This window comes from Flavobacterium sp. N2270 (genome assembly GCF_025947225.1).
Classification (GTDB): domain Bacteria; phylum Bacteroidota; class Bacteroidia; order Flavobacteriales; family Flavobacteriaceae; genus Flavobacterium.
Genome location: NZ_CP110005.1, coordinates 1661313 through 1678201, shown reverse-complemented (window position 1 = coordinate 1678201; position 16889 = coordinate 1661313). Strand labels below are relative to the sequence as shown.

10 protein-coding genes and 1 pseudogene are annotated in these 16889 nt (G+C 31.4%); all 11 read left to right on the top strand.

What is annotated here, in order from left to right; all coding sequences use genetic code 11:
• Window positions 1-21 precede the first annotated feature (21 nt).
• Window positions 22-4338, top strand: coding sequence for a CusA/CzcA family heavy metal efflux RND transporter (locus tag OLM55_RS07800; RefSeq protein ID WP_264558347.1), 4317 nt, complete (start codon window positions 22-24; stop codon window positions 4336-4338).
• 11 nt (window positions 4339-4349) lie between these two features.
• Window positions 4350-5618, top strand: a complete 1269-nt coding sequence (locus OLM55_RS07795) for an efflux RND transporter periplasmic adaptor subunit (RefSeq protein ID WP_264558346.1) — start codon at window positions 4350-4352, stop codon at window positions 5616-5618.
• A gap of 22 nt (window positions 5619-5640) precedes the next feature.
• A complete protein-coding gene (locus OLM55_RS07790; RefSeq protein ID WP_264558345.1) occupies window positions 5641-6006 on the top strand; it encodes a DUF3703 domain-containing protein in 366 nt (121 codons plus the stop codon).
• 6 nt (window positions 6007-6012) lie between these two features.
• Window positions 6013-8004 carry a heavy metal translocating P-type ATPase gene (locus OLM55_RS07785; RefSeq protein WP_264558344.1) on the top strand — a complete coding sequence of 664 codons (1992 nt, stop codon included), beginning with the start codon at window positions 6013-6015 and terminating at the stop codon, window positions 8002-8004.
• Window positions 8005-8076: 72 nt separating this feature from the next.
• Window positions 8077-8433: a hypothetical protein gene (locus tag OLM55_RS07780; RefSeq protein ID WP_264558343.1), complete on the top strand. Its 357-nt coding sequence runs from the start codon at window positions 8077-8079 to the stop codon at window positions 8431-8433.
• 212 nt (window positions 8434-8645) lie between these two features.
• Window positions 8646-8963, top strand: a complete 318-nt coding sequence (locus OLM55_RS07775; RefSeq protein WP_264558342.1) for a heavy-metal-associated domain-containing protein — start codon at window positions 8646-8648, stop codon at window positions 8961-8963.
• A gap of 126 nt (window positions 8964-9089) precedes the next feature.
• Window positions 9090-12914 (top strand): efflux RND transporter permease subunit, encoded by a 3825-nt coding sequence (locus tag OLM55_RS07770; protein WP_264558341.1) that lies wholly within the window; start codon window positions 9090-9092, stop codon window positions 12912-12914.
• Window positions 12907-14127, top strand: a complete 1221-nt coding sequence (locus OLM55_RS07765) for a TolC family protein (protein ID WP_264558340.1) — start codon at window positions 12907-12909, stop codon at window positions 14125-14127. Before OLM55_RS07770 ends, OLM55_RS07765 begins: the two co-directional genes overlap by 8 nt.
• A gap of 2 nt (window positions 14128-14129) precedes the next feature.
• Window positions 14130-15908: an efflux RND transporter periplasmic adaptor subunit gene (locus OLM55_RS07760; RefSeq protein ID WP_264558339.1), complete on the top strand. Its 1779-nt coding sequence runs from the start codon at window positions 14130-14132 to the stop codon at window positions 15906-15908.
• A gap of 179 nt (window positions 15909-16087) precedes the next feature.
• Window positions 16088-16168 (top strand): annotated as a pseudogene (locus OLM55_RS07755) (heavy metal-binding domain-containing protein); the annotation flags it as partial.
• A gap of 22 nt (window positions 16169-16190) precedes the next feature.
• Window positions 16191-16754, top strand: a complete 564-nt coding sequence (locus OLM55_RS07750) for a helix-turn-helix domain-containing protein (protein WP_264558338.1) — start codon at window positions 16191-16193, stop codon at window positions 16752-16754.
• Window positions 16755-16889 lie beyond the last annotated feature (135 nt).

Genomic DNA, 16889 nt, shown 5'->3' with positions numbered 1-16889 from the left:
TAATTCATTATAATATTTTCAATGTTAGACAAAATCATACAATTCAGTATAAAGAACAAATTCATTATACTACTATTTACACTTGTGTTAATAGCTTGGGGAAGCTATTCAATAAAACAATTACCACTTGACGCATTACCAGATGTTACTAATAATCAAGTGCAAATTATTACAAATGCACCTACTTTAGCCAGTCAAGAAATTGAGCAACTCATTACTTATCCATTAGAGCAATCTTTAAAAACAATTCCAAAAGTTATAGAACTGCGAAGTATTTCTCGTTTTGGACTTTCTGTTGTTACTGTTGTTTTTAAAGATGATGTAGATATTTATTGGGCAAGAAATCAAATTTTTCAACGAATAAGTCAAGCCAAAGAAAATATCCCAGCTTATGCAGGTTCTCCAGAAATGGCTCCCATTTCAACTGGTTTAGGAGAAATATTTCAATACGATGTATATGCTAAAAAAGGATATGAAGATAAATACGATGCAATCAAATTAAGAACTATCCAAGATTGGATTATCATTCCACAATTACAAGGGATTGAAGGTGTTGCAGAAGTTGCTACTTGGGGTGGTAAATTAAAACAGTTTGAAATAGCTGTTAAACCAAATACTTTAAAGAGTTTAGATGTAACCATAACTGAAATTTTTGAAGCTTTAGAAAAAAACAACCAAAATACTGGGGGTGCATATATAGAAAAAGATCAAATGACCTACTTTATTCGTGGTGTAGGTATGGCAACCGGAAGTAAGGATTTAGAAAATGTTGTTGTAAAAAACAGAAACGGTGCACCTGTTTTAATTCGTGATGTAGCTTCAGTTAATGAAGGATATGCTATGCGATATGGAGCAGCTACAAAAGATGGTAAAGGTGAAATTGTTTGTGGAATGGCATTAATGCTAAAAGGAGAAAATTCTAAAGCAGTTGTAGAACGAGTGAAAGAAAAAATGGCTCAAATCAACAAAACACTTCCTGAAGGAGTCGTTGCAGAAGCTTTTATCGACCGTGGGAAATTAGTAGATAGTGCCATTGGAACAGTTACTAAAAATTTATTAGAAGGTGCATTAATCGTAATTTTTGTATTGATTTTATTTTTAGGAAATCTTCGTGCAGGACTAATCGTAGCTTCGGTAATTCCGTTGTCAATGCTATTTGCAGTTATTTTGATGAATCATTTTGGTGTTAGTGGAAACTTAATGAGTTTAGGTGCTATCGATTTTGGAATTATTGTCGATGGTGCAGTAATTATTGTGGAAGCCACAATGCATCATTTACAAAAACTCAAGAGACAAAAGAACTTAACCCAATTAGAAATGGATAGCGAAGTATATAAATCTGCTTCCAAAATTCGTAATAGTGCAGCATTTGGAGAAATAATAATTTTAATTGTGTATTTGCCAATATTAGCATTAGTTGGAACCGAAGGTAAAATGTTCAAGCCAATGGCAATGACGGTAGGATTTGCAGTAATTGGAGCTTTCGTACTTTCTTTAACTTATGTACCTATGATGAGTGCAATGTTCTTATCTAAAAACACCGAGCATAAAGAAAACTTTAGCGATAAAATGATGGCATGGTTTGAAAAAATATACACTCCATTTTTAGACAAAGCATTACAAATCAAAAAAGTAGTTTTAGGAATTGCTGTCGGATTATTTGTAATGGCATTAGTAGTTTTCCAAAATATGGGAGGTGAATTTATACCTACAATCGAAGAAGGAGATTTAGCTATTAATGCAACGATAATGACAGGAAGTTCATTAACGCAGATGATTGAAACAACTACTAAATACGAAAAAATTCTAAAAGCAAAATTTCCAGAAATTAAAACTATTGTTACAAAAATTGGTAGTGGTGAAATACCAACAGATCCAATGCCTATTGAAAGTGGTGATTTAATTATTGTTTTAAAAGATAAATCAGAATGGACTTCTGCTGATAATTGGGAAGATTTAGCCAATCTAATGAAAGAAGAAATGGAAGTTATTCCTGGTGCTAATATTGAAGTTTCCCAACCCATACAAATGCGTTTTAACGAATTAATGACGGGTAGTAGAAGTGATATTGCTATAAAGATTTTTGGGGATGATTTGGAAATATTAGATGTAAAAGCTAAAGAATTAATTTCAAAAGTCAATAAAATTGAAGGTGTGGGTGATTTAAAAGCCGATAAAGTAACAGGTTTACCACAAATTACAATAAAATATGATTATGATAAAATAGCTTTATATGGACTAAATATAACAGACGTAAATAAGATAGTCAGAGCCTCTTTTGCAGGTGAAAGTGCAGGGAAAATTTACGAAGAAAGCAAACGTTTTGATGTTGTAGTTAGAATGAATGCCGAAAACCGTACTGATATTTCAGATGTTTCTAACCTATTTATACCATTACCAAGCGGCCAACAAGTTCCACTGTATCAAGTAGCTTCTGTGGAATACGAACAAGGCCCTGTTCAAGTATCTCGTGAAAATGGAAAACGTAGAATAACTGTGGGTTTAAATGTTCGTGGTCGTGATGTAAAAAGTGTAGTCGAAGAAATTCAACAAAAATTAGAAAACAATTATAAACTTCCAGCAGGATATTACATCACTTATGGTGGTCAATTTGAAAATTTAGTAGAAGCTAACAAACGACTTTCTGTAGCCTTACCAATTGCATTAGCATTAATCATGGTATTGTTATTCTTCACATTCCATAGCATGAAACAAGCCTTATTAATTTTTACAGCTATTCCATTATCAGCAATTGGTGGTGTTTTTGCTCTATGGATGAGAGGAATGCCATTTAGCATATCAGCTGGTATTGGTTTTATTGCTTTATTCGGTATTGCAGTGCTTAATGGAATAGTACTAATCTCCTATTTCAACCAATTAAAATCAGAAGGAATAACAGACCCATTACAAAGAGTTTTAATCGGAACAAAAACCAGACTTAGACCAGTATTAATGACAGCTGCTGTTGCTTCTTTAGGGTTTTTACCAATGGCTTTATCAACAAGTGGTGGTGCGGAAGTGCAAAAACCATTAGCAACCGTTGTTATCGGTGGCTTATTTTCTGCAACCTTACTAACCTTAATCGTTCTACCTATTCTTTATTTATTAGTTGAGAAAGGTTTTAAAAAAAGAAAAAAAATGTCAAATTCAATCATGACCCTAATCGTATTATTTATTAGTACGTTTTCATTTGCTCAAAACAGCAAACCCATAACTTTAGAACAAGCTATTACAATGGCTAAAACCAATAATATGGATTTAAAAATTGCCGATAAGGAAATTGAAAAACAAACAGTTCTTAAGAAAACAGCTTTTCAAGCAGATCCTTTGCAAATTGAATACATGGGTGGACAATACAATAGTGTAGATTATGATAATAATGTAAGTATTCAGCAATATTTTCCAATTGGTGGAAATACAAAAGCAAACAGACAGCTTCAGGAAGAATTAGCAAAATTGGCTGAAAAACGAAAGGCTTTATCTGAATATGAAATTGAAAAAGCGGTAACTATTGCTTACTATCAATATTTATATGGTATTTCAATCCAAAAGCTAAATGACGAATTGTATGATGTGTATTCAAAATTTCTTAAAAATGCAGAACTTCGATTTAAAACTGGTGAGAGCGGAAACATAGAAGTAATTAGTGCAAAAGCTAAAGTAAAGGAAATAGAAACCTTAAAAGAACAAATGCTTCTTGATTTAGTAATCTACCAAAAACAGTTACAGTATTTTATACAGACAAATGAAGATATACTTCCAGAGAGTACAACTCCTTTAAAATATATACATGCAGCTGCTTTAAATGAAAATAAGGTAGAAACATTAGTAAGTGATTATTATACCCAACAAGCAACGGTTTTTGAAAAAGAATCAAATGCTTTTAAGAAATCTAGAGCACCAAAATTAGGCTTGGGTTACTTTGGTCAAACATTAAACAAAGAATCTTATTTTCAAGGATTTACTGTTGGTTTGCAAATTCCTTTGTTTAGCGGTGCAAATACAGCTCGTGCTAAAGCTTCTGAAATAAGTATGTCGCAATCGCAATTAGAATTTGATAAAACAAAATTAACTTTAAAACTGCAAAAAGAACAATTAGTAAACCAATTTTCTAAACAAGAAAAAGCAATTCAATATTTTGAAAAAGAAGGGTTAAAATATGCAGAACAGATAATCACTACTGCTCAAAAAAGTTATGCCAATGGCGATATGAGTTACTGGTCTTACATCAGTTTCTTAAATCAAGCCATTGATATTAAAAAGCAAAATATCGAAGCAGTAAACGCTTACAATCAAAGTGCTATTCAAATGCAATTTCCATCTTTCAATAACAATTAATACTCACGATAATGATCAATATATCTTTAAAACCAAATTATAAAATAGGTTCAATTTTTAAAATATTTCTTCTTTCTTCTTTCCTCTTGATTCTAAACTCATGTGGAGAAAAGAAAACAGAAGAAGAACATGAAGAAGAAAAATCGGAAACAGAAGTAGCATTAACAACAGCTCAATTCGAAACCGTAGGCATTGAAATGGGTAGTATTGAAATGAAAAACCTCAATACAATCATCAAAGCCAATGGTTACACAACTGTTCCACCTCAAAACCGAGCAGATGTTTCAACCTTAATTGGTGGAGTTGTAAAAGACATCTTTGTATTAGAAGGTACTTATGTAACAAAAGGAAAAACTTTGGCTACACTTCAAAACCTTGAAGTTGCTGAAATGCAAGAAGATTACAATTCTGCTGTAGCAAATATTGAATATTTACAATTAGAATACAATCGTCAAAAAACTTTGAGTGAAGAAGATGTAAATCCTCGCAAAGTATTCCAAGAAGTAAAAGCTAAATTGGCAACTGAAAGAGCAAGAGCACAAGCAGCCAAAAACAAATTACAAGCATTAAATGTAAGTCTATCAGGAAACTCTTCTATCATTCCTATCATTGCTCCTATAAGTGGTTATGTGGGTAAAATAGATATTACAAAAGGAGCTTTTGCAGACACAGGAATTACTCTTTTTGAAGTAATTGACAACAAACAAATGCACCTCGATTTGAACGTTTTTGAAAAAGACATGAGTAAAATTTCTATTGGTCAAGAAGTTGATTTCGTACTAACCAATCAATCGAATAAAGTCATTAAAGGAAAAATATTTGGTATTAACAAATCCTTTTCAAACGAAAGTAAATCGGTTGCAGTACATGCCAAGATCAATGAAAGTGATACAAAAGATTTAATTTCTGGAATGTATGTTGCAGCTAATATTAATATTACGAATCAAACGGTACAAGCATTGCCTAAAGACGCAATTGTAAGAAACGGAGATAAATATTATATTTATATGCAAGAAGAACATACAGAAGAAACTCCAAAAGCAAAAAAAGAAGCACACGTTCATAAAGAAGGAGAAGCACATAATCATGACGAAGAAGCTACCGAAAAAGAACACGACGAAGTACACTTTAAAGCAATTGAAGTAGTTCCTGGAACAACCGATTTAGGATATACTGAAGTTAAATTAGTAGATGAAATTCCAGCAAATGCAAAAATTGTAGTCAAAGGAGCATTCTATTTATTAGCAGCTTCAAAAGGTGGTGGAGAACACGTTCATTAATAATTTATAACAAAAAATAAAGATGAAAGTAAATACTAATATGCCTTCAAAATTGAAACCTTTTTATAATGCTGAACTAGAATTAGCAAAGAATAATTTTAAGGAAAACAATTTACAAAAGTCTTGGTTTCATTTAGAAAGAGCACACATAATCGGACAAAAATATCCGTATGAACATACATTTGTTCATTGGAAAATGTTACAATTTGGAATTAAAATAAAAAACACTAAAGAAATAGTGGGTCAAATACCAAGATTACTAGTAGGTGGTGTAAAATCATTTGTGGGTCACATTCCTGTCGGAAATACTGGTGGTGCAAATGTTCCACCATTAAGAGCAATGGAAATTCCTGAAGACATTCAAAAAATACTAAACGTAAACACATAGATTATTATGACAGATAAAAAATCACAAAAAATAGTAGACGATGCAGAATGCTGTAGAATTGAAGAAAAAATCAATAAAGCAGAAGAGGAACATGCAGAAGATGATGGACATGATCATGACCATGCTTCTAAAGAAAAATCTACCTTCCAATTATTTTTACCAGCAATAATAAGTTTCGGCTTATTATTGTTGGCCATTGGTTTTGATAATTATTTTACCCAATCTTGGTTTACAGGTTGGGTTAGAATAGTTTGGTATGTTGCAGCCTATATACCAGTCGGACTCCCAGTTATAAAAGAAGCCATACAAAGTATTCGTAAAAGTGATGTATTCTCTGAATTTTTACTAATGTCTATTGCTACTATAGGGGCTTTTGCTATTGGTGAATATCCTGAAGGTGTAGCGGTAATGCTATTTTATGCCATTGGAGAAATTTTTCAATCATTGGCAGTACAAAGAGCCAAAAGAAATATAAAATCATTATTAGATCAAAGACCTGACGAAGTTACTATTATAGAGAATAATGTAGCTAAAACCATTAAAGCATCAACGGCTAAAATCGGAGATATAATCCAACTTAAAGCTGGAGAAAAATTAGGTTTAGATGGAGAATTAGTATCAGATAAAGCTTCCTTCAATACAGCAGCTCTTACGGGAGAAAGTAAACCAGATTCAAAACTAAAAGGAGAAACAGTTTTAGCAGGAATGATTAATTTGAATTCGGTTTCTCAAGTTAAAGTAACAACAGCTTATACAGATAGTAAATTATCAAAAATTCTGGAAATGGTGCAAGAAGCAACATCTAAAAAAGCTCCAACCGAATTATTCATTAGAAAATTTGCTAAAATCTACACACCTATTGTGGTGTTTTTAGCCATTGGAATATGTTTAGTGCCAATGCTTTTTGTAGAAAATTATGTTTTTAACGATTGGTTGTATAGAGCTTTAATTTTCTTGGTAATTTCATGTCCTTGTGCATTAGTTATTAGTATTCCATTAGGATATTTTGGTGGAATTGGAGCAGCTTCTAAAAACGGAATCCTTTTCAAAGGAAGTAATTTTTTAGACGTAATGGCTTCTATTCAAAACGTAGTGATGGACAAAACAGGAACCATGACAGAAGGTGTTTTTAAAGTACAAGAAGTAGTTTTTAAATCGGAATTTGACCAAAAAGAAATACTTCAATTAGTAAACGCTATTGAAAGCCAAAGTACACATCCAGTAGCTACAGCTATTCATGATTTTGTTGGAGAAATAGATAGTAAAATCAGTCTTAAGGAAGTTAAAGAAATAGCTGGACACGGTTTAAAAGCTAGTGCAAATGGTAAAGAACTTTTAGTGGGAAACTTTAAATTAATGGATAAGTTTTCTATTAAATATGATATTGATCCATCAAGTATTGTGTATACACTGATTGCAGTGGCGTATGATAATAAATTTGTCGGTTACTTAACCATTGCAGATAGTATAAAAGAAGATGCACAGCGAACTATCGATAAACTAAAAGTATTAGGAATCAAAACTACTATGTTAAGTGGAGATAAAAATAACGTGGTACAATTTGTGGCTCAAAAATTAGGAATTACAAATGCGTTTGGTGATTTATTACCAGAAGATAAAGTAAATAAAGTCAAAGAAATTATAGCTAAAAACCAAACAGTAGCTTTTGTAGGTGATGGTGTTAATGATGCACCAGTAGTCGCTTTAAGCAATGTGGGTATAGCAATGGGAGGTTTAGGTAGTGATGCAACAATTGAAACGGCTGATGTAGTAATTCAAGACGATAAACCTTCAAAAATTCCAATAGCAATAAACATTGGAAAACAAACCAAGAAAATTGTTTGGCAAAATATCACTTTAGCTTTTACAGTAAAAGCGATAGTTCTAATTCTAGGTGCTGGTGGTTTAGCAACTATGTGGGAAGCCGTTTTTGCAGATGTTGGAGTTGCTTTATTAGCAATATTAAACGCTGTTAGAATACAAAGAATGAAGTTTTGATTGTATTATTAACATTTTCTTTATAAAAATTAATTTATTTTGATTAACTTTGATGCGTTATTATAACAATAAATGAAAAAGTCATACATTATAACAATATTGCTTTTAGGTATATTTTTTATTCCTAACAGCTCTTTTGCATGTGGTAGTGACAATCAACAATCTTGTGAAAAAGAAGTTTCTACTTCTAATACAAAAGAAAAAAGCTGTTGTGACAACAGCATGGATGATGAAGGATGTAATGGAAGTTGCGGACACTCAAACTGTACTACTGTCTCTTCTGTTGGTTTTAGTTTATTTATTTATAATGAAATAGAATTTACAAATAATAATTTTGATTTTTCTACAAGTAAATCAAAATTTTACCATTCTGAAAATTTACTTTCAGATGGCTTTCCTTCTATATGGCTTATACCTAAAATAAGCTAAATTTAAAATTTGACAGCCATACTTATGTCAAATTTATAGCATTTGCTATTTTTTTATAACAGACTTTTGAATCTTAAATTATCATGTTTAACATGCTTATTTAATTTATTATAGCTGCTATTCAATTTAAATTTATTTCAAAAAATCATTCAAAAAAAAATTCTTTTTGAATACTAAAATCATATAAAATGAAAAAATCATTAGTAAAAATAATGATAGCAATCACAGTATTGTTATCTACCACTATAAATGCACAAACAAAAAACACAAAAACAGAGGAAATTAAAGTTTCAGGGAATTGTGGAATGTGTAAAAAAACGATAGAAAAAGCAGGAAACATCAAAGATATTGCTACAGTAGTATGGAACAAAGAAACTAAAATAGCAACAGTAACTTATGATGAATCTAAAACAAATAAAGAAGAAATAGCAAAGCGTATAGCTTTAGTTGGATATGATTCAGAGCTTGTTAAAGCAAAAGATGAAGATTACGACAACCTTCCGGGATGTTGTCAGTATGACCGCGAGTAATTGTACTTTAATAAATTGTAATTAACCTATTCCTCTAAAGTATTTTCTACTTTAGAGGAATATTCAACAAATATTCATCAAAAACCTTGATAAATATTTTTTGTTGGTTGTAAATATTATATTCAGATGTTAAATAAAATAATAAAATATTTCCTAGAAAATAGATTAGTAACTGTACTTATTCTAATGGTGCTAATTTTATGGGGTATTGCTACAGCTCCGTTTAACTGGAAAATACCTTTCCTTCCTTCTGATTCAGTTGCGGTTGATGCTATTCCAGATATTGGTGAAAATCAACAAATTGTTTTTACACAATGGCAAGGTAGATCACCACAGGATATTGAAGACCAAATCTCTTATCCTTTGACTACTTATTTATTAGGTATTCCAGGTGTAAAATCCATTAGAAGTAATTCTATTTTTGGTTTTTCAAGTATTTATATAATCTTCGATGATGATATTGAATTCTACTGGTCTAGATCCAGAATACTTGAAAAATTAAATTCATTACCTAATAGTTTATTACCTGAAAATGTAAAACCATCACTTGGACCAGATGCAACAGCATTAGGGCAAGTGTATTGGTACACAGTTGAAGGAAGAGATAAAGATGGAAATCCAACAGGTGGATGGGATTTACAAGAAATTAGAACAGCACAAGATTTCTATATTAAGTACGGTTTAAATGCTGTGCAAGGAGTTTCAGAAGTAGCATCTATCGGAGGTTTTGTAAAAGAGTACCAAATAGACGTTAATCCTGATGCATTAAAAGCTTACAATATTAGTTTGATGCAAGTAATGACTGCGGTACAAAAATCAAATAAAGATGTTGGTGCAAAAACTATTGAAATTAACCAGGCCGAATATTTAGTTAGAGGTCTTGGTTATGTGAAAAAAGTAGAAGACATTGAATTGGCTGTTGTTGCAGTTAAAGATAATGTTCCAATAAGAATAAAAGATATAGGTGTAGTTGCATTAGGACCCTCAACTAGAAGAGGAATTTTAGATAAAGGTGGTGCTGAAGTGGTTGGTGGTGTTGTCATTGCACGATATGGCTCTAATCCATTAGAAGTAATTAATGGTGTAAAATCTAAAATCAGTGAAATTGCATCTGGTTTACCTAAAAAAACATTAGCTAATGGTGTTGTAAGTCAATTAACAATTGTTCCTTTTTATGATCGAACAGATTTAATTCATGAAACAATAGGAACGTTAGAAACAGCACTTTCTCATGAAGTTCTAATTAGTATTATTGTTGTTTTGCTTTTAGTTTTTAATTTAAGAGCCTCTTTAATAATTTCCAGTTTATTACCCGTTGGTGTTTTAATGACTTTTATTGTCATGCGTTATGCTGGTGTAGATGCAAATGTTGTTGCATTATCCGGTATTGCTATTGCTATTGGAGTAATGGTAGATGTTGGAGTCGTCTTTGTCGAAAATATTATTAGACATCTCGAAATGCCACATAATGAAGGGGCAAAAGGGGCAAAACTTATGCAAGTAATTTATGAAGCAACTACTGAAGTTGTTTCTGCTATTACAACTGCTTTAGCAACTACGGTGGTTAGTTTTATTCCTGTTTTTGCAATGGAATCTGCCGAGGGTAAATTGTTTAGACCATTAGCATTTACTAAAACCTTTGCTCTATTAGGAGCTTTTGTACTTGGAATTGTAGTGCTTCCCTCTTTAGCTAATTATTTATTTGGGATAGATTATGATAAAAAAAGGGTAAAACGTTTCTGGTCATATGTATTTATTTCAGGAGGTATTTTATTAAGTATTTATTTCAAAATTTGGATTCCATTGGGATTAACTTTTATGGGTATGTATGACTTGTTCAATCACAGAATTCCTCAAAAATTCCAAACCTATACAAAACATTTTAATTTAGCAATAGTATTATTTATTGTTTCTTTTTTCCTTACGGAAGAATGGATGCCATTAGGCCCGCAAATAAGTATTATAGGTAATTATCTATTTGTAATTGTTTTGTTAGGAATAATAATAGGTGCACTCCTATATATTGTAAGTTCCTACGAAAAAGTACTGCGTTGGTGTTTAGAAAATAAGGGCAAATTCATGTTATTACCAATGATAACATTACTATTCGGTTTGTTGGTATGGATAGGTTTTGAAAGTACGTTTGGTTTTGTAGCTAAAGGATTTGATAAATTAGGTTGGAATATTAGAGAAACTAAAGCATGGTCAGTTCCATCTCATACTTTTCCAGGCATTGGTTCCGAGTTTATGCCAACGCTTAACGAAGGTAGTTATTTATTAATGCCTACATCAATGCCTCATGCAGGTGTAGAACAAAACAGAAAAGTAGTGGGTCAATTAGATATGATTTTGAATCATATTCCCGAAGTCGATATGGCTGTTGGTAAATTAGGACGTGTAGAAAGTGCTTTAGACCCTGCTCCTATTTCTATGTATGAAAATATTATCAATTATAAACCAGAATTCATTTTAGATCCTGATGGGCATCGAATGCGATTTAAGACAGACAATAAAGGACGTTTTATTACAAAATCTGGTGATAGTCTTTCACATGATGAGGCTTTAAAACAGGCTATTTCGATTAAAAACCTTATTCCAGATGATGATGGTACTTTCTATAGAAATTGGCGAGATATAATTCAATCACCAGATGATATTTGGAATGAAATTGTAAAAGCATCAAAGATACCTGGTGTTACATCAGCTCCTAAATTACAACCTATAGAAACACGTTTGGTAATGCTCCAAACCGGTATGAGAGCACCTATGGGAATAAAAGTTTTTGGTCCCGATTTAAAAACAATTGAAGAATTCGGTTTAGAATTGGAAGCCATTATTAAAGAAGTGCCTTCCGTAAAACGTGAAGCAGTTTTTGCGGATAGAATTGTTGGAAAACCTTATTTACATTTGAACATTGACAGAGAAAAAATTGCACGTTTTGGTCTAAATGTAGAAGATATCCAACAAACAATAGAAACAGCAATTGGTGGAATGAAAATTTCTTCAACGGTTGAAGGTCGGGAACGTTACCCTATTCGAGTTCGTTATCCTAGAGAATTGAGAGATAGCCCCGAAGCTCTGAGTAAAATATTAGTTGCAACTCCAACTGGAGCACAAATTCCATTAGGGCAATTGGTACAGTTTGAATACAAAAAAGGACCTCAAGCGATTAAAAGTGAAGATACTTTTTTGGTTGGATTTGTACTTTTCGATAAAAATGATGGATATGCAGAAGTCGATGTAGTGAATGATGCACAAAAAGCTATTCAAACTAAAATTGATTCGGGAGAATTAATAGTACCACAAGGAGTTAATTATAAGTTTTCAGGAAGTTATGAAAATCAAATTAGAGCTATGAAAAGGCTTTCTATTGTAATTCCAATTTGTTTGGTTGTTATCTTTTTATTACTCTATTTTCAATTCAAAACGGTTATTGCATCGTCCATCCATTTCTCTGGAGTTTTTGTTGCTTTTGCAGGTGGATTTATCATGTTATGGCTTTATGGACAAGATTGGTTTATGAATTTTACAATTGCAGATGTAAACATGCGAGATTTATTCCAAATGCATTCCATTAATTTAAGTGTTGCAGTTTGGGTAGGTTTTATTGCTTTGTTTGGAATAGCAACAGATGATGGTGTGATAATGGGAACTTATATTCATCAAGTCTTTGAAGAAAAAAATCCACAAACGGTAAATGAAGTTAGAGAAGCAGTTGTTGAAGCAGGTAAAATGAGAGTTCGTCCTGCAGTAATGACAGCTGCAACAACAATTATTGCTTTACTTCCTGTTTTAACCTCAACAGGAAAAGGTTCAGATATTATGATTCCAATGGCTATTCCAACTTTTGGCGGTATGACCATTCAAATTATGACCATGTTTGTAGTACCTGTATTACAAGCGTTTTGGAGAGAAACAGTAATTAAAAATAAAGAAAAAAGAAATGCGTAAAATACTAATCATATTCATTCTATTTTTTGCATATAATGTTGAAGGTCAATCTATAAACGACTATTATATTATTGCTGCAGAAAATAATCCAGAATTAAAAGCAAAGTATAAGGAGTTTGAAGCAGCCATGCAAAAAATACCACAAGTAAGTTCTTTACCAGATCCAAATCTTTCCATGGGTTATTTTATTTCACCCGTAGAAACAAGACTTGGCCCTCAAAATATGCGATTTTCACTAACGCAAATGTTTCCTTGGTTTGGCACTTTAAAAGCCCAAAAAAATGCTACAACCTTAATGGCTGAAAGTAAATATCAAGCCTTTTTAAATGCTAAAAATTTACTGTATTCTCAAGTTGCTACTGCTTATTATCCATTGTATGAGTTGATAAAACTAAAAGAAATTGAACAAGAAAACATCAAAATTCTTGAATCATATAAAAATATTGCCAATGCAAAATTTGAAAACGGTAAAGGAAGTTTAGTAGATGTCTTACGTGTAGATATAATGATTAAAGATGCACAAACTAATTTAGAAATTTTAACTAAAAAAGAATCTGCATTAACATCTTGGTTGAATAGTATTCTAAATAGAAAGTACGATGAAAAAATTGTAGTGGCTCAAGAAATAGAAGTAATTGAATTACCAATAGAATACCGCAAAGATTCTATAACCACTAACCCAATTCTACAAGAGCTTGAATTAAAAAAACAAGCTTCAGAAGTAGCTTCAGAAGTAGCTAGAAAACAAGGTTTACCTAAATTAGGTCTTGGTTTAGATTATGTTTTGGTAGGGAAAGGAATGAATAACTTTCCTGATTCTGGTAAAGATATTATCATGCCAATGGTTTCGGTAAGTTTACCAATTTTTAGAAAAAAATACAATGCTGCAACGAAAGAAGCAAAACTAATGCAAGAAAGTTATGCTTTTCAAAAAGAAGCGTATGAAAACAAATTAAACGGCACGTACTATAAACTTGTTTTTGAATTAGAAAAGGAAAGAGATTTATTAAAATTATATGAAGGTCAAGTACTAACACTTTCTAAAAGTTTGAATCTACTATTCGCTTATTACAGTAATGCGAATAAAGATTTTGAAGAAGTATTACGCATGCAACAAGAGTTTTTAAAGTATCAAAAAATGCAGTTGTCGAGTACTAGTACTTTTTATATAAAATTAGCTGAATTGGATTATTTAACAGCAAAACAATTTTAATTATGAACTTAGATAAAAAAACAAAAATATTATTAGCTGTAACTTTATTAGTTGGGCTATTATTAGGTGCTCTATTCTTTGGTGAAAGCACGAAAGAAGAAGATAATAAAACAGAAGCCAAATCAAAAGCAGAAGTTTGGACGTGTTCCATGCATCCACAAATTAGACAACCAGAACCTGGTGATTGTCCTATATGTGGTATGGATTTAATTCCTTTAGAATCAGGTAATGATGATATTGATCCCGAAGCAATTAGTATGTCTGAATCAGCGATGATTATTGCAGGAATCTCTACTTACAGAGTAGGAAATACAGATGGCGTAAAAGAAATTTCATTGAATGGAAAAATTGAAGTGAATGAGAAAACAGTTTATAGTCAATCATCACATATTCCAGGTCGTATTGAAAAAATTCAAGTCTCTTTTGTAGGCGAATATGTTAAAAAAGGACAAGTGGTTGCTTATGTTTATTCTCCGGAATTAGCGAGTGCACAACAAGAACTTATTGAAGCCTATAGTGTAAAAGACCTTCAGCCTCAATTATTCGAATCGGTAAAAATGAAATTAAAAAACTGGAAAGTTTCAGATGCTACTATTAACAGTATTATTTCTTCAGGTAAAACACAAGATAAGTTTCCTGTTTATGCGGATGTTTCAGGCTATATCATTAAAAAAAATGTAGAACTAGGAGATTATCTGCAAAAAGGACAAACCCTCTATGATGTTGCAGATTTATCAACCGTTTGGGTACTTTTTGAAATTTACGAATCGGATATGAGTTGGGTTAAAAAAGGAGATAAAATAAATTATACAGTGGCATCTTTTCCAGGAGAAACATTTTCAGGAACTATTGCATTTATTGACCCATTTATAAACCCAATGACTCGAATTGCAAAAGCAAGAGTTGAAGTAGCTAATTCTGGATTAAAATTCAAACCTGAAATGTTTACTACAGGTACTTTAAAAACTAAAATTACAAGCAATAAATCAACATTAAGTGTTCCTAAATCGGCAGTGATGTGGACAGGAAAACGCTCTATTGTGTACATTAAAAATGAAACAGATAAAGGAATAACTTTCAAATTACGCGAAGTTACATTAGGACCACTTTTGGGGAATGATTATATAATTGAAAAAGGTTTAGAAGTTGGTGAAGAAATTGTTGCAAATGGTACTTTTAATGTGGATGCTGCTGCACAATTAGCAGGAAAACCAAGCATGATGAATTTGGAAGGTGGCAGAGTAAGCACAGGTCATAATCATGGAGATTCTTCTATGCCTATGAGTGAGGATAAAAAAGTAGTATTAAAAACAGAAAAAACAACGATTAGTGCTGAAGCAAAAAAGAGTTTACAACCATTATATAAAGATTATTTTGAATTTAAAGATGCCTTAACAAAAGATGATTTTAATACTGCTAAAAAAGCCCTATTAGAATTTGAAAAGTCTTTTGGTAAAATAAACATGAGCGTATTTAAAGGTGAATCTCATAAAGTATGGATGAATTATCAAACAGAGCTGAAAAAGCAAACACTTCATGCTACACATATAAAAAGCATTAAAGAATTAAGAATATCATTTGAACCAATATCAAACGTAATGATAGCAATGACAAAGGCTTTTAATCCTTTAAATGGAAGTTCTTATGTTCAGTTTTGTCCTATGGCTAATAGTGACAAAGGTTCAAATTGGTTAAGTAAAGAGAATAAAGTAGTTAACCCATATTTTGGAGCTTCCATGTTAAAATGTGGAGAAGTAAAAGAAACAATTAATAACAAATAAATTTTAAAATCATGAAAAAAGTAATTGGAATTTTAGCAATAGCTTTATTAAGCGTAACAGTTTCTTGTAAAGAGAAAAAAGAACATGAACACCATGATGATACTATGCATAACGAAGAAATGCAAATGGATTCACATGAAGGCCACGACCATTCTAAAATGGAAGAAACAGCTGCAATGTATTATTGCCCTATGAAATGTGAGGGTGATAAAACCTATGACAAAGCGGGAGAATGTCCAAAATGTGGAATGGATTTAGTGGTTGTAGAGAAAGAATAAGTCTATGATCAAGTTACACATCAAAAATATGGTATGTAAGCGATGTATTTTAGTAGTTAAGTCTGAGTTAGAAAAACTTGGGCTTAACTATCTATCCGTTGAGTTAGGTGAAGTAACCTTTCAAAACGAAATATCTCAAAATGATAAAATAGGTATATCTAAACATCTTGAAGCACTTGGGTTCGAAATTTTGAACGATACAAATAGCAAAATAATAGAAAAAATTAAAAGTAGTCTCATTGATTTAATTCAAAATAAAAACAACAACACAAAGGATAATCTTTCCAACTATCTGAAAGAAAAACTACATCAAGATTACAGTAAGTTAAGCAACTTATTTTCTCAAATTGAAGGAATTAGTATTGAAAAATATTTTATCAATTTAAAAATCGAAAAAGTAAAAGAATTACTATTTTATGATGAATTATCATTATCTGAAATAGCCTATTCATTAAATTACAGTAGTGTTTCGCACTTAAGTCATCAATTTAAAAAAGTTACAGGTTTTAGTCCCACCTATTTCAATAAATTAAAAGAAAATAAACGTAAAGAAATAGATCTATTATAAAATTGTACAAATCATATCCATAATTATACAAACTTAAGTGGCTTGAGTTTTCGAAATTTGTACTATTAAAATAACAAAATTATGAAATTGCTTGAAACAAGTAGTTTGTGTAAGCAAATACCATTAATCTAAAAA

Bases quoted from the DNA above. Each gene is read 5' to 3' on its own strand.
- OLM55_RS07800 (WP_264558347.1), top strand. From the start codon at position 22: ATGTTAGACAAAATCATACAATTCAGTATAAAGAACAAATTCATTATA.
- OLM55_RS07760 (WP_264558339.1), top strand. From the start codon at position 14,130: ATGAACTTAGATAAAAAAACAAAAATATTATTAGCTGTAACTTTATTA.
- OLM55_RS07795 (WP_264558346.1), top strand. From the start codon at position 4,350: ATGATCAATATATCTTTAAAACCAAATTATAAAATAGGTTCAATTTTT.
- OLM55_RS07790 (WP_264558345.1), top strand. From the start codon at position 5,641: ATGAAAGTAAATACTAATATGCCTTCAAAATTGAAACCTTTTTATAAT.
- OLM55_RS07765 (WP_264558340.1), top strand. From the start codon at position 12,907: ATGCGTAAAATACTAATCATATTCATTCTATTTTTTGCATATAATGTT.
- OLM55_RS07770 (WP_264558341.1), top strand. From the start codon at position 9,090: ATGTTAAATAAAATAATAAAATATTTCCTAGAAAATAGATTAGTAACT.
- OLM55_RS07785 (WP_264558344.1), top strand. From the start codon at position 6,013: ATGACAGATAAAAAATCACAAAAAATAGTAGACGATGCAGAATGCTGT.
- OLM55_RS07775 (WP_264558342.1), top strand. From the start codon at position 8,646: ATGATAGCAATCACAGTATTGTTATCTACCACTATAAATGCACAAACA.
- OLM55_RS07780 (WP_264558343.1), top strand. From the start codon at position 8,077: ATGAAAAAGTCATACATTATAACAATATTGCTTTTAGGTATATTTTTT.
- OLM55_RS07750 (WP_264558338.1), top strand. From the start codon at position 16,191: ATGATCAAGTTACACATCAAAAATATGGTATGTAAGCGATGTATTTTA.